Annotated in this window: 16 protein-coding genes and 1 pseudogene; 3 read left to right on the top strand and 14 right to left on the bottom strand. The window is 46.9% G+C overall.

Annotated features, from left to right (window positions below; all coding sequences use genetic code 11):
* Both G459_RS27920 and G459_RS27925 read right to left on the bottom strand, forming a co-directional pair.
* Positions 1 to 323, bottom strand: a pseudogene (locus G459_RS27920) (transposase family protein); the annotation flags it as partial.
* 55 nt (positions 324 to 378) lie between these two features.
* The gene (locus G459_RS27925; protein ID WP_051315309.1) at positions 379 to 1956 is read right to left on the bottom strand and encodes a reverse transcriptase domain-containing protein; all 1578 of its coding nucleotides are present in this window, start codon (positions 1954 to 1956) and stop codon (positions 379 to 381) included.
* Positions 1957 to 2408: 452 nt separating this feature from the next.
* Between G459_RS27925 and G459_RS0118760 the strand changes: the two genes are divergently transcribed.
* Positions 2409 to 3542 (top strand): WYL domain-containing protein, encoded by a 1134-nt coding sequence (locus tag G459_RS0118760; protein ID WP_026969021.1) that lies wholly within the window; start codon positions 2409 to 2411, stop codon positions 3540 to 3542.
* Positions 3543 to 3607: 65 nt separating this feature from the next.
* On the opposite strand, the gene G459_RS0118765 is transcribed toward G459_RS0118760, so the two are convergent.
* Entirely contained in the window at positions 3608 to 4006 is a 399-nt protein-coding gene (locus tag G459_RS0118765; RefSeq protein ID WP_026969022.1) for a hypothetical protein, read from the bottom strand.
* 262 nt (positions 4007 to 4268) lie between these two features.
* On the opposite strand from G459_RS0118765, the gene G459_RS0118775 reads away from it, so the two are divergent.
* Both G459_RS0118775 and G459_RS0118780 read left to right on the top strand, forming a co-directional pair.
* Positions 4269 to 4919, top strand: a complete 651-nt coding sequence (locus G459_RS0118775) for a hypothetical protein (RefSeq protein ID WP_026969023.1) — start codon at positions 4269 to 4271, stop codon at positions 4917 to 4919.
* Positions 4920 to 5300: 381 nt separating this feature from the next.
* Positions 5301 to 5963: a DUF6266 family protein gene (locus G459_RS0118780; protein WP_026969024.1), complete on the top strand. Its 663-nt coding sequence runs from the start codon at positions 5301 to 5303 to the stop codon at positions 5961 to 5963.
* A 52-nt stretch (positions 5964 to 6015) separates the two neighbouring features.
* Here the strand turns inward: G459_RS0118780 and G459_RS0118785 are convergent, their stop codons facing one another.
* The 11 genes from G459_RS0118785 to G459_RS0118850 all read right to left on the bottom strand — a co-directional run bounded on the left by G459_RS0118785 (position 6016) and on the right by G459_RS0118850 (position 20738).
* Positions 6016 to 7293: a hemolysin family protein gene (locus G459_RS0118785; protein WP_026969025.1), complete on the bottom strand. Its 1278-nt coding sequence runs from the start codon at positions 7291 to 7293 to the stop codon at positions 6016 to 6018.
* Positions 7294 to 7630: 337 nt separating this feature from the next.
* The gene (locus tag G459_RS27930) at positions 7631 to 8431 is read right to left on the bottom strand and encodes a peptidylprolyl isomerase (protein WP_035456417.1); all 801 of its coding nucleotides are present in this window, start codon (positions 8429 to 8431) and stop codon (positions 7631 to 7633) included.
* 276 nt (positions 8432 to 8707) lie between these two features.
* Positions 8708 to 9127, bottom strand: coding sequence for a c-type cytochrome (locus tag G459_RS0118800; RefSeq protein ID WP_035456419.1), 420 nt, complete (start codon positions 9125 to 9127; stop codon positions 8708 to 8710).
* A 148-nt stretch (positions 9128 to 9275) separates the two neighbouring features.
* Entirely contained in the window at positions 9276 to 11936 is a 2661-nt protein-coding gene (locus tag G459_RS0118805) for a DUF7133 domain-containing protein (protein WP_026969028.1), read from the bottom strand.
* Positions 11937 to 12093: 157 nt separating this feature from the next.
* Entirely contained in the window at positions 12094 to 12456 is a 363-nt protein-coding gene (locus G459_RS0118810; RefSeq protein WP_026969029.1) for a diacylglycerol kinase, read from the bottom strand.
* A gap of 151 nt (positions 12457 to 12607) precedes the next feature.
* Complete coding sequence (locus G459_RS0118815) at positions 12608 to 14665, bottom strand: M28 family peptidase (RefSeq protein WP_084454577.1); 2058 nt, start codon at positions 14663 to 14665, stop codon at positions 12608 to 12610.
* Between the two features lie 331 nt (positions 14666 to 14996).
* Positions 14997 to 17309, bottom strand: coding sequence for a heavy metal translocating P-type ATPase (locus G459_RS0118825; protein ID WP_026969031.1), 2313 nt, complete (start codon positions 17307 to 17309; stop codon positions 14997 to 14999).
* Between the two features lie 165 nt (positions 17310 to 17474).
* Positions 17475 to 18038: a helix-turn-helix domain-containing protein gene (locus G459_RS0118835; RefSeq protein ID WP_026969032.1), complete on the bottom strand. Its 564-nt coding sequence runs from the start codon at positions 18036 to 18038 to the stop codon at positions 17475 to 17477.
* An 86-nt stretch (positions 18039 to 18124) separates the two neighbouring features.
* Complete coding sequence (gene madM / locus G459_RS0118840; protein ID WP_026969033.1) at positions 18125 to 18886, bottom strand: malonate transporter subunit MadM; 762 nt, start codon at positions 18884 to 18886, stop codon at positions 18125 to 18127.
* Positions 18883 to 19245 (bottom strand): malonate transporter subunit MadL, encoded by a 363-nt coding sequence (locus G459_RS0118845; RefSeq protein WP_026969034.1) that lies wholly within the window; start codon positions 19243 to 19245, stop codon positions 18883 to 18885. The genes madM and G459_RS0118845 overlap by 4 nt, the downstream gene beginning before the upstream one ends.
* The gene (locus G459_RS0118850) at positions 19242 to 20738 is read right to left on the bottom strand and encodes an acyl-CoA synthetase (protein WP_026969035.1); all 1497 of its coding nucleotides are present in this window, start codon (positions 20736 to 20738) and stop codon (positions 19242 to 19244) included. Before G459_RS0118850 ends, G459_RS0118845 begins: the two co-directional genes overlap by 4 nt.
* Between the last annotated feature and the right edge of the window lie 64 nt (positions 20739 to 20802).

The raw sequence follows: 20802 nt of genomic DNA on the forward strand, positions 1-20802 counted from the left end.
TAACCCGAGGCCCAGTTGGGCTGAACAGTCTTTACTTTTCCGTCGGAGGCTTTGATTCGAGGGAGCCGACACTTGATGTAAGTCCTATATTGCATCGTGTCCAAATGCCTCCAAGAACGCTCCGGCGCATAATCATAAACCTTGCAGAACTCTCCGGATCCAGCGTCTTCCAATTGATCCAACACACAAACAACCTGTATGTAGATCTCCTCCTTTGTTAAATCCGAATCTACAGATTCAACTATCCAACCGTCTTCCAGATCAAGCAGCTTTGTGAAAAAATTCTCTGTGAACATCTTTTTGCCTAAAGATACCATTTCCATTAAATTCGTGGTAGAACCAAATTTTTCTAGAGAATTGAAAAGGAGCATTTGGGATTCAATGGTTATGATTTTTAATTTCTAATCTTTGGGCGATGTATTTGTTAAATATTTTTTTATGATTTTTTATTTGAATTTCAATGCTGGGTTCATTCATTAATTCAGATGCACGTTTAACATAAGTTAAATAATTGCCTCTAAAAGGGGGTTCCTTTGAGGATATTTTATATACATGATATCCATATATGTTTTTTACTAGCTTTTTTCTTTTTTTGATCAATGAGGAGTTTTCTAAATTTAATTTCGTATAAATTTTTGTAAGCTGTCTTTTGTATATCGATATGCCAGATCTATGGATCTCGTCTTTTTCAAATTTTTTATATGCAATATTTATTTTCTTTTTTATGGAGGTTTTCATTCTTCGGTAAAATTTTGATAGATTTTTTGATGCTATCAAAGTTTTGTTTCCATAAAAATCAAACCCTAGATAGTTCAGTGGTATTTGACCTTGTTTGTTGTTTGTACCATTTAACTCACCAACTATTGTAATTTTTTTAGGAGTAAATATTTTTTTGAAAGTAAATATTTCAGTTTTATCCTTACTGATTTTTACATTTCTCTCTAAAATAAGATTGTTAATAAATTCATTAGCCCATTCTTGTTCTTCTTTTGGTAAAATTATTAGTATATCATCTGAGTACCTCCGATAACATCCGTTTCTTTTTAAAACAACTTCTTCAACCACCCTTTTATCAAAATCCAAAAGGTACAAATTTGCTAATATAGCAGATATAGGAAGTCCTTGTGGTATTCCTTTTCGTCTTTTTTCATTTTTAGACCAAAATGGGTTTTTATAGATTTTAAGCTTTCCAGATTTTATCGCTTCTCTAAATTCACCTGCATTTGAAAAGAATGATTCGACTCCATTTTTTCTATTTTCTGCTATTTTTTTTTCATCAAATCCTAATTTTCTTCCTTTTCCTTTCTTAAAGATTCTCAAATCATCCTTTAAAACATAGGAAAAATCCGTTGTAGCTTTAAAAACTTTGTAATGATCTAGAGGTAATCTATCTTCTTTAAGTAACTCGCTCCATGAAGCTTTTAGTAGTACGTGATCAATTTCACTAAAATATTTTTCTATATCGAATTTAAGGACACTACATTCGCCAAGTTTTTCTGTTTGATTATTGATTTCTTGAAAAGCTTCATTTGCAAAATGGATAGTGCTTTTGTTTTTTCCTGGATTTTTTAGATCAGGTATTTGTCTATATGCAATTATGCATTCAGAGGTTAAAGAGTCTTTTCCAAGAACTTCTTCATAAAGTGTTTTTAATTTTTCGGCATAAAACCCAAATATCATGCTGTCAAGATGCGATGCAAAATGTAGTGGTCTAACTTTTGCGTTGCTTTTTCCAGAAGAGCTTATATGGGACCTTATGCCACTAGACTTGTTTAGCTTGTATCTTCTTTCTTTTATGGTGGAATGGATTAGTGGAAAAAATGAATACTTAGAAACAAATTCTGGATTGGTTATCCATTTCAAGATCACCTTCTTTTTTTTATCCAGGTCTAGTTTTGGGCTTAGGTGAAGGTATCCCCGATTTTTGAACCATTTTTTTCTTTCTTCTTCATGCATAAAAAAGGGCCTCGCGGGATGTATGGCGTATCTATAATCAATCTTACCCTTTTACAAGTCGGACCGGCACCCAAGTTCTTGAGTCACGCTAATTTTCAATTGTGTTAAACAAATAAATATGAAGTCAATGAAGAAATTAATCATCAAACTACTGGTCTTATCTGTAACTTTAGTAATTGGTTCAGTATTTGACCTGTTTCCAGAGTCTGAACACTTAGAACTCTTGATATTTCCCTTCATCAGGGTATTTATCAGAAAGATTCCTCAGTGGTGGAACCATTACATGGACAATCCTTTTCCTATTTCCCTTTGGTAATAGTCAGCCCATGATTCAAATAGATTCATGAAGCCGTATGGTCCTAAGCCAAATGATCGATAAAGCACATTTTCCGCGAGGCTTAGATCAAACATAATAAAAGATTAGTAATTTGTAAGTCTAAAATTTAGACTAAATGGAAATTTTTGAGATTGGTGATATCGTTGCAATCAAAACCCATCATTATTTTGACGATCAGGGTGGGGTTTTTGACCCAACTTTGGCCGGGGAGCCAAATCACGTTCCACCTTTAATGGTAGTTGGTGAGATTTTAATTCACAAAAAAGGCAGCTTTGATCCTATTGATGGTGAAGAAATTCATGAAAAAGGCTCTAAAAGCTGCAAGTGTTTCTGGTTTAACCATGATAAACATCAGTTTGAAGAATCGTGGTTTGAAGAGAAGCAACTTAAAATCATCGAAAAATCAGAACCAACAAAATCTGGAACAATCATTAACTATAATGTGATTTTTAAAACTGCCAAATTAGAGGTCGGTAAAAGGAAACTGTCACTCTCTTTCCGCAATGAAAGCCCGACTAGAAGCGAAAATCATATTAATTCCTTCGTTCCTCCAGTTATGCTTGTTATGAGTGTTAAAAGCTCCGATAATAGAGATGTTAAGTTTGATTTAGAAACTGGAAAGGCTTCTAGAGAAATTTCGAGCCGACTTGTAAAATGTAAGTGGTTTAATCCAATTGGCCAGAAATACTCTGAGAAAGTATTACCAGTTGAGTTACTTCAGGTCCTTCCAATTTATAGTAATGATTTTGTCAAATGGATTAATCAATCCAAAATTGATAAACTGACATATCTTTTTGAAATTGAATCTTCCAATTATCCTGTTTTACTTAGAGTTTCAACTGTTTTTTTCCTTAATGGTTGGTATTATTTTCAAGGTTTCGATTTTGTTAAAAATCAACCAAAGTCACTTATAATCGACCCGGAGAAAGGAATTTTGACACCAATAGAATACAAGGAAGATTCATGGCCAAAATTTGAACCAGACCAGAAACTAATTCCAGTTGAGGATTTTATTGAAATGAATAAATCACGATTTCTCCGCATTGAGTATGTTGGACGGATTGGTGAGAGAACTGTTAGAACAGTTACCGATTTTGGAATTACTGAGTATGATCATAGCACAGGCCTTGTTCCGGAGGAGAAGATAATTAAATATTTGGAAGGGAAATGTCTTTTAAGAAATGCCGATCGCAGGTTTAGATTAGACAGAATCCATTCAATTGAAGTCCTCAATATTTCGAAAGACTAATAACTAAATCAAGGTGAGTTTCAGAAGGGAAAAAAAATCTAGCTCTACGAAATTACCAACTACCACTAAATGCTAAGCTGTGTTTTTGGTTCTATCCGTTCTTCCGCATCCTCCACCGTCACTTGCCCATTCATCAGCATCGGCAATTGCCAATCCCGAAGAGAAGAAAGATGTTGATTTTGAATTAGGTTCTTTTGGATCCACCTACCACTTGTCAGCCGGTGGAAAAACTTTCTTCCCAAATCATCAAAACCCAGTTCTAAAGTGATTTCGTCCAGTAATCTTTTGATGTCCGACTCATCCAAATGGGGATTGAGTTTGAGTATGCTTTCGGTGAAGATTGTTTGAAAAATATTGGTGTCTTCCCGACGATACTGTTCACCCTGAGGAATATAGGTAAACCCAAGTCGGATCAGGTGGAGAATAGCCGGAATTTTTACCCTTGAGTCTTCGTTAAAAGCCATTAAAAAGAAACTGGAGAATTTATGTTTCTTCCAATATGAGGAATTCCCGCAAGCTTGGCAATGTGAATTTAAATGGTAGGTATAGTTTGGATTAGAAGTATTGGTAAGAGCTAGAAGCCTTTTCCGAAAATGCTTCGCTTTCAAAACAAATAATCGCTGAAAAACAGCTTTTCGATCAGGGATAATTTACCTCCTCCCCAGTTTTTTATCCCTATTCCTTCTTTTGACTTTGGGCCATGTTTCATTTAAAGCCCACAGCATCATGTATCAAGTCACCAATTACAACATCGGCAAGGACAGTCGGACCATTGTAGAAAATCAGATTAATATATCTCCGGAACCAAAGGACTTTGTCCCACAACATCTCTCTAATGATGAGCTTCAAAATCCATTAAAAGTACTTTTACAATTTTTCCAGGATCACTATCCACTGCCTATGGCAAGAACGGCCCTTGGTGATATCGAACTAAAAGCCGTCTATGACGTCACAGGTAACTTTTGGAAAAAAAAGGAAGACAGCATCTTATTTATTATCCAATTTTCCCGGCTGATGGAGGCTGCTTATCTGATCCGCAATGAAGGGTATGCAGCCTGCAAGGTGGAAAAGTTGTCCATGGAAAACATGATCCCAAAAGATATCCTTGCTAAGGGAAGGGATCTTGAAACAATTGTGCCTTATCTCCCATATTCTCATGATCCACAGGATTCTCATGATCCCTGCCTCAATTTACAGATCCTATTCTATGACACCCGAATGCACAAACTCCTTGAAAGCTTCAAAGGTCTTGGGGATTTGGTTTCGTCTGACCGTAAAGCAGATATGACTCACCGGTGGAAATCCCATTTGGATTTGAAAATCTTTGTATTGATCCTCGAAATATGCCACCTGATCTATGTCCGGTCCCAAACCTAGCAAGGGCAAGTACACCGAATTGGAAGATCAGACCCTTAGCAGTCTCCCTCAAAAAAATGACGGACATCGTCAAATTTCATAGAGTAGAGGGAATGGTAAGTCTCCGTGCTTCAAATCAAACAGCTAAGCAGTAACCCAATCAGCTATACGGTACGAACCCTGTACCTCATTCCGGTATCAGCGTAGTGGATGTAGTAACAGTTTCTAAGGAGATAACCAGACCAAAACCAATTCAAAACCAAGTTTGACTCTAGTCAAAAGGATCAGGTATCTGCTTTTAACTACTTTTTGGATAGTGAATATTCAATGATAACTTTCTGAATACTTGTAGTTTAATATTAGTTTCACTATACTCGGATACCGATTTAACCTAGGGGAACTATGGCTAGAGTAGCAAATACCCTCCTGAATGGTATCCAGGGAACCATGGGGGACATGATTTTTTACCAGATTAATGGGGTCACCTACACCCGGAGAAAGCCCGGCAGGCGAACCAACGCCCAAAAGAAGCGGATGAAGAAATCTCCCCTCAACGAGCGGTCACAGGGGATGTTTGCCATGGTTCAGAAGTATCTCAAAACCCTCCGAAGAGCGATTGCCTTCGGGTACCAAGAACATACGGTAGGAGCGAGTTTGCCCTATCATGCCTGTGTTTCCTATACCCGCAAAAACTGTTTTGCGCTCGACGGAAGAGATTATCGGATCGATCCGGCATTGATCAAAGTGAGCCGCGGATCGCTGATGCCTCCCGAAGGTGCTAAAGCTGAGAAAGTGGAAGAGGGGATTCTGTTTATCTGGAGAAACAATTCCTGGATATCCAGCGCCAAACCTTCAGATCAGGCATTTATCGTCATTCATGATACCGAAAATACTACCATGGATTGGATTGATTTGGGAAATTTCAGAGAGCAAGGTGAGCACCTTTTTAAACTTCGCAGTTATTATCTAAGCAAGTCATGGCACGTTTATCTGGCATTCAGTCAGAAAAATTATATCTCCAAAAAGCGAACACTTTCTGATTCGGTGTATTTGGGAGTGGTCTGAATTAAGGCTTGAGTAAAGATCGAATTCTGGACTTTCCTTTGATGTATGGACTTCAGGCTTCCAGGCGTGTCACCATAATCTTATCAATCCTTTGCCCGTCTTTGTCTACCACTTCCAGCTGTAGATTTTCGACAATCACCTTGTCGCCGACCTCCGGGATACTCGCTGACTTGTGGATCATCAATCCAGCGACAGTCGTGAATCCTTTGGTTTTCAGAAGGATATTGAGATCGAAATATTTCACAAAGTCGATGATGGCAAACTGGCCGTCGACCAGCCAGCTGTTTTCGTCCCGTTGGGTAATTTGGTATTCTTCGTGATCGGATTCACTCGCGTCTCCCACCAAGGCATCGATCACATCATCCATTGACACGATACCCATTGTGCTGCCGTATTCGTCGATGACGATCCCGTAGTGCATCTTTTCCTTTTTGAAAAGCTCCAAAACCTGGTAGGCAAAGGAGTTTTCGTTGATGAAAAGCGGTTTTCTTGAAACTTTCCGGATATCAAAATCCTGCTCCAGGCCGGGTGCGAAAAGGTCTTTGACCAACACCATCCCTACGATATCGTCCAGGTCATCCTCTTTGCAAACCGGATAGGCGGAGTGTTTTTCATTGTTGATCTTGGAGCGGACTTCTTCCCAAGTGTCCGTCAGATTGAAGTAGACCAACTCTGTCCGATGGGTAAATAGCGTGTTGATCCGCCGGTCGCCGAGCTCAAAGACGCGCTCCACGATGTCCTGCTCGATGTCCATGATCTCGCCGCCCTCCGCGCTCTCCTTGATGATGGCTTTGATCTCTTCTTCGGACACTTTGGATTCGGAGGTGTTTTTGATGCCAAAAAGGGTCAACAGGAAATCATTGGAGATAGACAACAGCCAAACAAAAGGTGCAGCGACCATGGAGAGGATTCGCATCGGCTTCGCTACCACCATTGCGATAGGCTCCGGAAAGGTCATTCCCAGTCGCTTTGGGAACAATTCCCCCAAGACTATCGACAGGTAGGTAACCAAGAGAACGATCAATCCGGTAGCGATTGGACCTGCATAGGGAGCTAGAATCTCAACTTTAGAGATCGAAGCTGCCAGATCGGTGGTGAGGTTTTCGCCTGAGTACACACCGAGCAAGATCCCGATAAGGGTGATGCCGATTTGGACGGTCGAAAGAAATTTGGTCGGGTTTTCGGCGAGTTCCAAAGCGATCTTTGCGTTAGAGCTGCCGCGTCGCTTTGCATTTTCCAGTTTGAATTTTCTGGAGGAAACCAGTGAAAGCTCGGACATTGCAAATACTCCATTGAGCAATACCAGCAAAAGAATAATCAGGAGTTCCACTTTGGATAGGTATAGGTTGGTATAAATTCTGACTAAAAATAGGGATTTTCAAAGCGTGTTTCGAATACAGAGGCTATGCTTAAGCAAAAAGAAAAAGGACAGCGTGCGGCTGTCCTTTTTCCTTTGTATCAGGAATACCTGATCAATCCTTGCTTTTGCTGTTCTTTTTATCAGCCTTTGCGGCCCTCTTTTCTTTCAGAGACAAGGCAGGTTTCTTCTTGTCATTTTTTTTGGTTTCAGGTTGCTTTGCCATTGGGATGAATGTTTATCAGTTGATTTGAACTATGAGTAAGATACTCATTTGGTCTTTGGAATGTTCTGCTTGGAGCCAAATTTTTTAGGGCAGTATCCGTGCTTTCAAGATTCGTACGTCACCCAGCGGCCTGTCCCGCGAGTCGGTGTCGACCGCGGCAATGGCATCGACGACTTCCAATCCGGAGATCACCTCTCCAAAAACCGTATAGTTCTGATCCAAATGTGGTGTGCCACCGAGGGTTTGATAGACTTGGCGATGGGCTTCCGGAATCTGATACTTGTCAAAATTCCAATAACTGTCCAAGATCGAATTCAGGCGGGTGTCCAGTTCTTTGGATAGCACCGTATCCTTTTGCGTTCTGGCGGCTTCCAGAGAGTCAATGAGCGGTTTGTTGGCGGGATCATTCGTCCCATAGTGTCGGGCGAGCATCTTATTGATTCTCCCTTCGTTGTGTGTCAAGAGGCTGTCATTCTGGATTTTTCCCTGCACGATGTAGAACTGCGTGCTGCTGGATGCACGGGCTGGATTACCGGTGCGGGCAGCTCCCAAGGCTCCTTTTTTGTGATAAAGATCGGGAACAATCTCCGCCGGAATGGTATAGGGCAGATCAGAATCCCCCAATCGAGCCACGGAATCAGCGTGCTTGCTTTTCGTGTCGCCCCCCTGTATCATGAAGCTTTGGATCACCCGATGGAAAAGCAAACTGTCGTAGGTCCCGCTCTCAACGAGTTTGATAAAATTGTCCCGGTGAAGGGGAGTTTCATCCGATAGTTGAAGGACAATGGTCCCGTAGTTGGTCACCATCTCCACTTTGACGGGCGGATCGCTTGGGAAGCCAAAGAGCAGAAACGTGGAAAAAAGGACGGTAAAGCTGTACATCATAGGAGGTCAATATTGGATCTCAAGTAAGATTGAAAATGAATATCCGTTTTTTGCACCAGTATCTAAAATTTACGAATTGGTCTCGACAAGCTCGACCACCGAAACATTGTTTTGGATGGAGCGGAGGATGAAAAGCGGCGCAGCCGCTTTTCATCCTCCGCCTACAAGACCAATAGCTCCCGGACACCGAGCTTGTCGAGGTTGTAGTCAAAACACTTGTACCTAACTCGGTTGATGAGCTCGTCGAGTGGTTTGGCAAAGCTCACGGCCCGCCACTCAGCTTGACTTTCCCTCCAGCGAAAGCACGTACATCACCATTGCTTTGGCATCGTCGATCGACACTCTGGGATGCGCACTCATCACGGGATATCCCCACACTCCAAATCCGCCGCTAATGACTTTTCGAGCAAGCATGTCGATGTAGGCTTCCTGCATTGGGTAGCGTCGGGCGATGTCAGAAAAGGATGGCCCCTTGGCTTTGTCTTCTTCCTTATGGCATTGGTAGCAGTCGGAATACGCCACCAGCACTTGGCCTTTTTTGACCAGGGCGGAATCTATCTTTTCGTCTTCGCCCGGCACCACGTTAAACTCCTTGACGCTATTTCTCCCGGGAGATTGCTGAACCTCTTCCTTCGAATCGCAGGACTCCAGGAGGAAGCAAAAGGAAAGAAGCGCCAGGATCCATCTGGGTTTCATAGGGCAAAATTGGTCAACGAGTCCGGTGAGGAGCGAAATTTAAAGAAGAAATCCAGCCCGTCCGAATTCCAGCAGTCGGGTGAGGTTAAAAATCAAGAAGCCGGAAGAGGTTCTCTTTTCCGGCTTCTGAGTGGGAATATTAAAGAAATTACTTCTGCTGTGACAGGAAGTTCACCAGCGAAGCAAGCTCCTCATAGGAAAGTGAGTTGGCCAGTCCAGCGGGCATCATCGAGTTTTCAAGCTCTTTTCTTTCCTTGATATTTTTCTTTTCCAGCTTGGTCGCAGTACCCGTGATGTCCCGGATGGTCAGTTCCTGAGCAGACTCAGCCGTGACAAAGCCCATGTAGAACTTGCCATCGTTGGTTGTGATCTGAACGGAAGCAAATCCCTGAGAGATTGACGCATTAGGTTTCAGGATTGATTCAACGATTTGGTCTCTGTTCATGATCGAGCCAATCTGACCCATAAACGGTCCTTTCATTACCTGGCCTGCCTCGATGGCATGGCAGGCGATGCAACCCTGGCTGGTAAACAAGGTCTTGCCCATGGCTGGATCACCTTTGAGCGCGCCTACTGCCAAGATTACGTCTTCGATCGAAGCCGCCCCAACCTGGCCTTTTTTATTTTTGATGGATTCAAGATCAATCGTGGCTTCCTCCACAGCCGGCGGTGCTGACTCGGTGCCCATCTCGACGATTCCCAATCGGTGTCTGTCATTGAGTGCTGCGAAATACAGCTTTTGAGAATTGTCAGCCTTGCTTACTTCCGACACAAGGAAGGTCTTGATTTTTTCGGATTCAGACCAATTCTCTGCTTTGTAGTAAGGGCCATGTGTATCCGGACGGGTTCCCCACCACCAGCTGCCGTCGTAGGGAGCTTCCTTCTGATAAAGCCTGGAAAGTGTCGTGAGGATCTCTGATTTTTTATCCGCATTGTCAGTCTCTGCGAAAGCAGCGATTAACCCATCCACAGCCTTCGGGTCGTGCATGCTTCGAAGCGCCCAAAGCGCCAATTTGTAATTGTCAGAGTCAATGGCCTCAACCGTCGCATCCACAGCATTCAGATCCAATAAGGCTTTCACAGCCAAGTGGGGAAGGACGATGGCGGAATTTGGAGTCGCGTGAGGACCTTCGGTGTCTTTGGCAGGAATCTTAGCGGAGGCAGGAACTGCCACGTCCAAGAGCACATCTACCCCTTTTGGATCTCCCAATCTGCCCAGTCCGACGATTGCCGCAGCCTGAACCCGTGGATTGGCATCTTCAGCAGCAGCGATCAATAGATCCACCGGAACACCTGTGATACAGCTTTTCTGGTCAGTCATCGCCCGAAGTGCAAACTCACGGATCTTGTCTTCTTCTGCCAGTTTCAACAATTCCTGAACGCCGGAACCACAGGCTGCCTGGGCATAGGTGAAAATCCCGGCTACTCTCGCATCCAGTGGGAGGGAAGTGTCCTGAGCGATCAGCAATGCTGCTGCGGCCGCTTCATCTTTGGATCGGGTCAGCATTTCCTGCTGGGCATCCAGTCGGGTGACAGAATTTCTCGCTTTGAGCAGTTCGGCCAATTCTGATACAGATGCCGCTTTCAGGTCAGGATATGCTTCGTATTGGTAACCGACAGGAACCACCCGGACTACGTAGCCTTTGTCCGGATTGCCACGGAAGCCGGCACCGTCCCAAGCAGCAAGATACATCTGGCCTGAGCCATCCAAGTCCACGTCGGTGATCTGCGAAAGCTTGATGAAGTTCTCATCCTGCTGCGTAAAGCTCGGTCCGTCCAACGATACACGGTGGATATAAAGTTGACTTTTGCCCCAGTCGGCCATCATCGGCACGCGGTTGTACTTGGCAGGCCAGCGCTCGTCATCCATAAAGTACGCGCCGGTACCAGATCCTCCGCCTACGTCCACGAGAGCTGGCAGGATTTCGTCAGTGAAATTTTTGAAAAGGCTTGGGTATCCATATTCTCCGGATTGGATGTGATGGATAAAACGGATGTTCCAGCCGCCCCCGTCATTGGTATTGCCTCTGGTATAGACGTTCATGAATGGGTCAATCGCCACGTCATAGATGTTTCTCGTGCCGTGCGTATAGGTTTCCATCCCGGTGCCATCAGGTCTTACCCGTACGACTCCACCGCCAAGCATCGTCAGCTTGGTTCCGTCGCGATCCTCTGCGTCGACAAAGCCAAAGTCACCCACGGCGATGTAGATCCAGCCATCAATGCCCATGCGGATGCCATTGGTAGAGTGATCTGTACCACGGCTTTGAAGTTGATTTTTGGTGCTGATCCCAGTGATCAGAGGCTTGGATGCGCCGTCGGCTATTCCGTCTTTGTTTTTGTCCTCAAAGACCACCAAGTCCATTCCTGTAGCGAGGCTGTCTGCCCCAAAGACGGTATGCAGGACAAATACCTGGTCTCCCATGGCGATGATACCTCTGGGATTATCGACTTTGGTGAATTCGGTATGGGAATCCATCACGCCGTCATGATCGCTGTCCACGAGCTTGACTATACTTCCTCTGCCCGGCAATTTGCCCAAGGAACCCATCATATCGACTCCGACGAATACTTCTCCGGTAGCTGCTACGGCGAGACAAGAAGGGCTGGGAACCAGGTCCGGGCCGGCAAAATTGGTAATGAGCAATTCGGTGCTGTCTGCTCCGATGCTGTCAGAAACGATCCCCTCGGAAGAGAAATAGGCCGTGAGTTCTGCGAGATCAGCGGTTTGGGATGGCTTGTACTTGCTGCAGCTGACTAAAAGTGGTAGGGCAAGCAAGCCTAGCAGGGTCTTTGAAATTTTTGACATGTCAAAAATGAAATTAGGGTTTAATCAGAATGGATTCTTAGCGAATCGGCCACGAATATATCGTTTTAGGATGGTGGGACTTTCCTGTTTTATGACAAAGGATGACATTAATGCGCTTTTTTTACAAACGGCATGTTTCTCCAGGCTCCCGTCAAACCTATCCAATCAAGTGCGGGACATAGATCAATAGTGCGATCAGGATTGCGGTCAAGACAGCGAAAGCGACAGCACCGGAAGCGATGTCTTTGATAAAACCGATCTTTTCGTGATAGTCAGGATGGATGAAGTCGCAGACTTTTTCCACAGCTGTATTTAGGCTTTCGACAGAAAGCACCAGCCCAATGGCGAACACCTGGAGTGCCCAATCCACCCGATCAATCTTCAAATAGAAGCCCAGCCCGGTAAAAATCAACCCGATGATGCATTGGCTGATGATGGAGTGCTCGGTTCTGATTAAGAGAAAAAATCCCTTGACCGCATAGCTGATGCCTTTGATCCGACCGATGATAAATCCTGACATGACGTGTGATTTTTGAACCGAAAATAGGGAAAAACTGGATCAGGTGGGTAGTTTGAGCCGGTTGGACTCGTTGCTTTTTCCAGTAGAAGAAGGGAATGGCAAAAAAAAAGGGTGGAATTATTCGTCCCACCCTTTTCTATCAATCTTCAGATCAAGCGTTTTTCTTTGAAAGAAGGAGCTTGGTCAGTGCGTCGATCTTCTTGCTCAGATCCATGATCGCCTTGGCATATCTCGTGTCCCACTCTTCCAGTCTTGCGGTGCTGCGGATGGCCACTTCATACTGGATGCCGGGAAGAATCCAGGACGCGTAGCCGGAGAAGGGATCGTTGCAGACGTAGAGGGACTGGTACCATTGTCCGTAGTACATGCCTTTGGGGTCGATCCAGCTTTTTTCCAAGCCGATGAGTCCGGCATTTATCTTTTTCAAATGTTCAGTTTCCAGGACTTCCTCCGACAACGCTTTATACAGCGAGTGCTTATAGGCCTCCGAACTGGCCTCCAAGGCCTTCAGCGCTGCCTCCACCTGATCAAATCCCGAGAAACTGGGCTCGAGTTCCTTGACATTTTTCACAGCCTGCTCAAAATGCCCCTTCAAATCCTGAGAATACCTCGGCACATCGTAGGGGATCACTGCGGCATTGGCCTGCCGGATTGCAACCAAGCCGAAAACCTGTGCAACGGCTCCTCCCATCTTGAAGCTAGGATCGGAAAACTTGGAGTAGTAATGGAAATTATCAGAGTTGGAGTGGTAGGCCGTAGGGCCGCCGGAGCCCCCGCTCAGAGACGGAATGCCCGCATGCATGTAGAAGGCAATGTGGTCGGAGCCGCCACCCAAGTTGCCGATTCCCGGCTCGGGATTTTTTCCTGCCCAGATTTCAAAGACTGTCTTGGCCGAATCGGGATAGGTGACTTCCTTGGATGCGTCGATGATAAGTTTTTTCAAAGTGGGCGCCGCGGAAGCACCGAAGTTGCGGCCGGAGGCACCTCCGTCAAAGTTCATGTAGGACACAGCTTTGGCACCGAGTTCGTCTTTCAGATGCTCCACCCATTCCGTCGAGCCAATCACGCCTTGCTCTTCCGCGTCCCAATGTCCGATGAGGATCGACCTGGAAGGTTTCTGGCCGCTTTTGTACAAGTCACCCAGTGCTTCCGCAAAGGTCAACAACATGGCAGTGCCTGAGTTGGGGTCCGTGGCTCCAAAGCTCCAAGCATCGTAATGTGAGCCAAGGATGATCCATTCATCGGGATAGTCTTTGCCGACAAAAGTGCCAACGACATTGTTTGCACGGATGAAGTCAGGCTTTTGGTCTACCATCACACGCACTTTCAGTTCAGAACCTCCCGTGATCCGGTATTTGAAATCGAATCCGCCCTGCCAAGCTTCGGAAACTTCCGAGCCAGTCATGCGGCTGAGGATTTCTTTGGCAGCGCCATAGCCAATCGGTGTTACCGGGATCGTGTGGAAGGCTACATCGGCCGGGTCGTCCCGCTTGATCTTTTTCTTACCGTCCAGTGGCAACGCCGGTCTGCCAGGTGTCAAAGGATCGCCCGTGAAGTCCAGTGTCAACATGGACCCCCGCTGAATGGTCGTTTCATTGAAAAAAGGCCCCTTCGGGTAGACTTCACCTTTGGTAAAACCGGAATCCTTTGGATCGGTGTATACGACCAAACCGACCATTCCGTATTGCTCGGCATATTTGGCTTTGTATCCGCGGAAATTGCCTCCATACCGTGCTACGGCTATCTTTCCTTTGAGATCAACTCCCATCTCGGCAAGCTTTTCGAAATCTTCTCTCGTGCCGTAGTTCACATAGACCACCTCTGCGGTGACGTCACCGCTGCCGGAGAAGGCGTTGAAACCGAGGTGAAGTCGCGGATCATCCGAGAACGGATCTTCGTCAATCACTCCTTCTTTCTGCGAAAGAGTCATCTGAACAGGAGAGATGATCTGGAGTTCGGACTTGCCGGGATTGTTGGGCAGGTAGACGTCATAAGGCCAGACCTTGACTTCCATGCCCGCGTCCGCCATGATCTTCACCATGTAGTCCTTCACGAGTTCATTTTCCGGCGTGCCGGCGATGTGCGGGTTCTTGGTCAGCTCGGCTAGGTGGCCTTTGAAGCGGCTGAATTTGTCTGATTTCAGGAAGTTTACTTCGAAATTCTTTTCATCTGCAAACTGGGAGGGGAGAAAACCGTCCTGCTGGGCCATTGCAGCTGCTGAAAGCAGGGTGGCCGCCGAAAGGGTGAGTAGCGTGTGTTTCAAGTGAAGGTGGGTTAAGGTTGGAAGGTTGGAGGTTTCAATAACTAAACAGTGTCTATCGGTCAATTTCGTAGATAAATTTCATTTGTCTCGCATTTCTTTACCGACGTCCTATTTTTTCCTCCAATGGACTTCAAGATACCTGAACTCCTGAGAATCGACCAGCTGCCATTTTGCAAGTTTCCAACCAACAACGAAGCGTGGATTAGTTAGCAGGAGTCAGCCTGACTTCGGTAAATGTCCGGTCAGACCGACTTTGCAATTTTCCCATTTTCCAATCCTACAACTTTTTGACTTTCAGTCTCAAGCTGTTCATCACCACCGACACCGAGCTGAAAGCCATCGCCGCTCCCGCGATCATCGGATCGAGCAGAAAGCCGTTGATGGGGTAGAGGATACCGGCTGCGATGGGGATGCCGATTAGGTTGTAGATAAACGCCCAAAAGAGGTTTTGCCGAATGCCGTTGACTGTCAGATGTGAGAGACGCAACGCCTGCGGGATCTTCTCCAGATCGGACGTGATCAGCGTGATCTTGGCGACATCCATCGCGATATCCGAGCCGTGTCCCATAGCGATACTGACGTCCGCCTGTGCCAAAGCCTCTGAGTCGTTGATCCCATCACCGACCATGGCTACGACTTTGCCTTTTTCTTGCAGGTTCTTGACAAACTGGGACTTGTCCGAAGGCATCACTTCAGCTCTGAAATCCCGGATTCCCACTTCCTTGGCCACGGCGGTGGCGGTCGGGAGGTTGTCTCCCGTAAGCATATATACTTCCACGCCGGAACTTTGGAGTTGGACGATCGCTGCCTTTGAACTGGGTTTAAGCTGATCCTGAATGCCCAAGATGGCCAACGCATCTTCCTCATCTGCAAACCAGATAACAGTCTGCGCCGCTTCACTCCAGGTTTTGGCGACTGCAGCCAGGTCATCGGTGATAGCGATCCCGTTCTCCTGCAAGAGTTTGGGGTTGCCGATAAAGTAGGTTTTGCCCTCGAAAGTCCCCTTCACTCCGCGTCCGGTCAAGCTCTCAAAGCTTTGCAACGGCGCTGGTTCGACGCCCTTTTCCTCCAAAAACTTTACCACCGCTTCAGCCAAGGGATGCTCGGATTTGGATTCTAAGGCATGCAGGATTGGTAAATAGTGAGTGGTGAGTGGTAAATCGTCAACGCCACCGCTTACTACTAAAGGTTTATCGCTGACATCTTCCCCATTACCTACTGCATACTGCCCTCTGCTCACTGTAAACTGCATACCGCCCACCGTGGGTTTTCCTTCCGTGATCGTCCCGGTCTTGTCCAGGATGACGGCATTGACGCGATGTCCGAGCTCGAGGCTTTCGGCATCGCGGATGAGGATGTTGTTTTCGGCACCTTTGCCCACGCCCACCATGATTGCGGTTGGAGTCGCCAGTCCCAGGGCGCATGGACAGGCTATGACCAGCACCGAAACTGCAGCCAGGAGCGCATGGGAAAAGGCATTTTCTCCCCCAAAGATCAACCAGATCACAAAAGTCACCAGCGATATCCCGATCACCACAGGGACAAAAATCCCGGCGATCTTGTCTACCAATTTCTGGATCGGAGCTTTGCTGCCCTGCGCTTCCTGCACCCGCTGGATGATCTGGGCGAGGAGCGTCGTGGCCCCGACTTTCTCTGCAGTGATCTCCAGGCTCCCTTTTTGGTTGATCGTCCCTGCAAAAACGGTATCTCCTGATTTCTTTTCTACAGGCACAGGCTCACCGCTGATCATACTTTCGTCGATGAAGCTGCTGCCCTCCAGCACTTTGCCGTCCACGGGGATTTTCTCTCCTGGCTTGATTAGAATCCGGTCGCCCAACTGGACTGATTCAATAGAAATCTCTTCCTGTTTACCGTTTTGAATGCGGGTTAATGTCTTTGGCTGCAGGCCGATCAGCTTTTTTAAAGCTGTTCCGGTCTGGGATTTGGCTTTTTCCTCGAGCATCTTTCCGAAGGAAATGAAGACGATGATCACCGTCGCGGCTTCAAAGTAGACGTGTGGATGAATACCCCGGCTGTGCCAAAACTCAGGGAACAACAGGTTGAAAGCCGAGAAAATAAAAGCGATCCCGGTGCTGAGCGCGACCAGCGTGTCCATGTTGGCTTTCCCGTGACGGGCCTGCTTCCAGGCATTTTGGTAGAAATGCCTTCCGAAAAAGAACAAAACAGGGATCGAAAGCCCCAGACTGATCCATTTGCCTGGCTCCCAATCCATAAAAAACATCCCCAAGATGAAGACAGGCAGGGTCAATAATGCTGCACCAATCGTCTGCTTTTTGACTTCCTGATACTTTTTTTCCTGCTCTTCACGGACAGTTTCATTCACATCCTGCGAATCGATCACCAGTCCGTAGCCGATGTCTGTCAGCGCCAGATTGAGTTTTTCGGGCGTGGTGGTGGCATCGTATTCGACTTGGACGGTATTGGTGGCAAAGTTCACCGCGGCAGACTTGACGCCGTCGGTGTATTGCAGTATGGTCTCAACACTGGAGGCGCAACCCGCGCAGGTCATTCCCGTGACCGGAAAGATCTGCTTTTGTGTAGAGTTGTTCTGTTTCAATTCCTTTTCCATGGCTTCGTTGATTTTACCTTACAAAGTTGCCAAAGTCCAAAGCCGAATCTGTTACGGAATTTTGGGAAAAGTTTATAAGATTTTGTGACTTGCCGACCGGATCGGTGATCATTAAACCACATTAACTCTCTTCGTCGCAGCTTTTATTGCGAAAGGAGAGAGGCTTTAAATCTCGCTTAGTGTTTTCCGGCCAATTTTCCCGTTTTCCCGGAATTCGCTGGGAGTCATGCCGGTTTCCTTCTTGAACTGGGCACTGAGGTATGCCACGCTGCTGTAGCCGAGCTGATGGGCGATCTCTGAGAGGGTAAGTTGGTTGTAAAAGATCAACTCCTTTACCTTTTCGATCTTTTGCCGGGTGTAAAACTTTTCAATCGTGATGCCTTCTACCGAAGAAAAGAGCTTGCTCAGCTTGGTGTATTCCTGCGCCGTTTGTTCCGAAAGGTAGGTGGATAGGTTGATTTCGGGAAGATCGTCCTGATGGTGGATCTGGTCGATAATCAACGTTTTGATCTGTGAGATAAGTGCGGCGTTGCCGGACTCGAGTAGTTCAAAACCCCGGTTTTTCAAGGCCAGGGCTAGGGTTTCTTTTTGTTCGTTGGGAAGACTTTGTTTCAGAGTGACCTTTCCCAGTTCCACTTGCGCTTCCAGGTTTTCCTGAGAAAAAATATCCGTCACTGCCTCGATGCAGCGCGGGCAAACCATGTTTTTGATCAAAAGTTGTGTTTCCATCGTGGCGCGTGTGAAAGGAATCTTGTGGGTTGATAACGGCTGCTTGACCCGGATAAGTTCCGGTTGGTTGGCTTACACGAAACCAGCTAGTCTACGATTGCTTTGAGTAGCAAATAGAAAAGCGAAGGACAAACCAAGCATCCCAAACCTGTGTAGAACGTGGCAGTAACCGCCCCATACGGAACCAGTTTGGGATCAGTTGCCGCCAATCCGGCGGCCACACCACTGGAAGTACCCATGATCCCGCCAAAAGCCATGGCTGCGCCGGGGTTGTCCAGACCGATCTTACGGGCTAGCACCGGAGTCAGGATCGTGACCGCAATCGTCTTCACCACGCCGGTACCGATGCTCAGAGCGATGACCTCTGAACTTGCCCCCAAGGCTCCGCCAGTGACCGGCCCTACGATGTAGGTACAGGCTCCGGCTCCAATGGTGCATAGGCTTACCGCATCCCGGTAGCCCATCATCCAGGCGATGGCGACCCCAGAAATGAAGAATACTCCAATCCCTAAAATCAGCGAAATCAAGCCCAAAAGACCGCTTCTCCTGATCAGGATGAAACTGGCTCCGATGGCTGTCGCCACGATGGCAAAGTCCCGAAACATGGAGCCGCCCAAGACCGAAAGTCCCTGGAAAAGCGGCAGGTCAGCGAGGCCTTTTTCTCCATCTGCCAGTACACCGCCCAAGTAGCCGAAGACCAAAGCCAAAAAGATGGCAATGGCAGAACCCGGAATGCGTGAGTTGAGGATTTTTTTGGAGAAAAGGTCGGTGAGCCAAGTCAATAAGCCGACTAGGAGAAAAGCGACGATCAGCCCGTTTTTATCGATGACTTGGATGAGTTCGCTCATCGTTGGGTAGGATTGAACTTTCCGATCAGGGCCTTAAAAACCCAAAAGGCCAATAAAACAGGAAGAATCCCCGCAACGATCGCCAGCCATCCGGAGGAGAGCGCTGACTTGACGTTGAGACTGGCGGCCATGGCGATGACGACTGGGATATAGAGCTTGTTCCAAAACTCAATCCCAAACTCCAGCTCCCCACTCCACCAACCTTTTCTGCTTAGAAACTCCTTGGACAGGAGCAGAAATATCATGGCAAATCCCACCCCGCCGACATTGGTATTGATAGCTAGCCAAGCACCGAGTAGCTGGCCACACCACATGCCCAGCAGAAATGAAAATGACAATACAGCGAGACCTTTGATCATCCCTGTGGAGTGCTTATAAAAAGTGTCTTAAGTTCGTTTTTGACCACTTTGCCCATGGCATTGCTGGGAAGTTCGGGTACGAAAAGGTAGGTTCGGGGAGTCTTGTAAGCGGGCATTTGAGCTCTCATCCAGGTGTTTAGTTCCTTCAGATCAATCTCTGCTTCGACGACCAAAGCCGCCGCAACCCGCTCGCCCCATTCCTCGTCGGCGACTCCCACCACGCCGCAATCGAGCACTGCCGGATGCTTTCTCAGTACTTCTTCGATCTCTAATGCGGAGATCTTGTAGCCGCCTGACTTGATGATATCCACCGAGTCCCGGCCTAGAATCCGGTAGTAGCCATCATCCAACACGGCAATATCACCGGTCTGAAACCAGCCATCTGGAGTGAAAGACTTGGCGGTTGCCTCCGGCTTTCCCCAGTACTCTTTGAAGACGGAAGGGCCTTTGATCTGAATTTCCCCCGGCTGTCCAGCTTCGACGGGTCCATTTTGCTCGTCTACCAGTCGTACTTCCACTCCCGGAAGCGGCTGGCCGATGTGTCCAGCTCTTCGCTCGCCTTCGTAAGGATTGCTGACTGCCATTCCGATCTCGGTCATGCCATAGCGCTCCAGGAGGTAGTGGCCCGAGATGGACTTCCATCTTTCCATGACAGAGACAGGCAAGGCGGCAGATCCGGAGATCATCAGGCGAAACCTTTCCATGGCCGCGAAAAGTGTCTGCTGATCTTCCGTTGAATAAGATTCAAACTCGGAGATCAGCTTAAAATAGATCGTCGGGACCGCCATGAATACATTCAATTGTCCTTTCAGGAAAATCCCGAAAACGGCCTTGGCGTCAAATGAGGGCATAAATTCCACCGTGGCTCCGGCCCAAAGTGCGGAGGAGACCACATTGATGATGCCATGCACATGGTGAAGTGGAAGCAGACAAAGTGTATGATCCTCGGAAGTCCATCTCCAGGCTTGAATCAAAGTCGAAATCTGTGATTCGATGGTTGCGTGAGTGGTCAGGACACCTTTGGGAAGGCTCGTGGTGCCGGAGGTGTAGAGGATCATCGCTCCGCGATTTCCATCGATCTTAGGAAGGGACCTTTGTGCCTGAAAGGAGTCTACTTCTGACAAAGTCAGGAGCTGTATCCCTTTTTCCAACAAATAATCTTTTAGAATTTCCTCATACTCCGGACCCGCCACGACGATCCCGGCATGTGTGTCCTCGAGGACATAAGCGAGCGAAGGAAGCGGATAGGAAGTACACAGAGGGACGGCGATGCCGCCGGATTTCCAGATAGCCCACTGAATTCGGACATAGTCGAAGCCTGGGGCTATCATAAAAGCCACTCTTGCTTCGTTCAAGTCTGCTTTGTCCTGCAGCAATACTGCGGCTATCCGATCACTTTCTGCGTGGAGCTGATGATAGGTATAGCTTCCTTTCGGGTCAATGATCGCGGTTTTGTGGGGTGATTTTAGGCTCTGGGCAAAAAGGTCCTGCATGCTGGAATATTTTGCAGTAAGATACCCATTAAATGGAATTTTGAAAGTCGACTTGATAGTCTGA

It is taken from the genome of Algoriphagus terrigena DSM 22685 (assembly GCF_000429445.1).
Classification (GTDB): Bacteria; Bacteroidota; Bacteroidia; order Cytophagales; family Cyclobacteriaceae; genus Algoriphagus; species Algoriphagus terrigena.

Coding starts and splice junctions, on each gene's coding strand:
- G459_RS27925 (WP_051315309.1), bottom strand. CDS start 1,956: ATGCATGAAGAAGAAAGAAAAAAATGGTTCAAAAATCGGGGATACCTT.
- G459_RS0118760 (WP_026969021.1), top strand. CDS start 2,409: ATGGAAATTTTTGAGATTGGTGATATCGTTGCAATCAAAACCCATCAT.
- G459_RS0118765 (WP_026969022.1), bottom strand. CDS start 4,006: ATGGCTTTTAACGAAGACTCAAGGGTAAAAATTCCGGCTATTCTCCAC.
- G459_RS0118775 (WP_026969023.1), top strand. CDS start 4,269: ATGTATCAAGTCACCAATTACAACATCGGCAAGGACAGTCGGACCATT.
- G459_RS0118780 (WP_026969024.1), top strand. CDS start 5,301: ATGGCTAGAGTAGCAAATACCCTCCTGAATGGTATCCAGGGAACCATG.
- G459_RS27930 (WP_035456417.1), bottom strand. CDS start 8,431: ATGATGTACAGCTTTACCGTCCTTTTTTCCACGTTTCTGCTCTTTGGC.
- G459_RS0118800 (WP_035456419.1), bottom strand. CDS start 9,127: ATGAAACCCAGATGGATCCTGGCGCTTCTTTCCTTTTGCTTCCTCCTG.
- G459_RS0118805 (WP_026969028.1), bottom strand. CDS start 11,936: ATGTCAAAAATTTCAAAGACCCTGCTAGGCTTGCTTGCCCTACCACTT.
- G459_RS0118810 (WP_026969029.1), bottom strand. CDS start 12,456: ATGTCAGGATTTATCATCGGTCGGATCAAAGGCATCAGCTATGCGGTC.
- G459_RS0118815 (WP_084454577.1), bottom strand. CDS start 14,665: ATGGCCCAGCAGGACGGTTTTCTCCCCTCCCAGTTTGCAGATGAAAAG.
- G459_RS0118825 (WP_026969031.1), bottom strand. CDS start 17,309: ATGGAAAAGGAATTGAAACAGAACAACTCTACACAAAAGCAGATCTTT.
- G459_RS0118835 (WP_026969032.1), bottom strand. CDS start 18,038: ATGGAAACACAACTTTTGATCAAAAACATGGTTTGCCCGCGCTGCATC.
- madM (WP_026969033.1), bottom strand. CDS start 18,886: ATGAGCGAACTCATCCAAGTCATCGATAAAAACGGGCTGATCGTCGCT.
- G459_RS0118845 (WP_026969034.1), bottom strand. CDS start 19,245: ATGATCAAAGGTCTCGCTGTATTGTCATTTTCATTTCTGCTGGGCATG.
- G459_RS0118850 (WP_026969035.1), bottom strand. CDS start 20,738: ATGCAGGACCTTTTTGCCCAGAGCCTAAAATCACCCCACAAAACCGCG.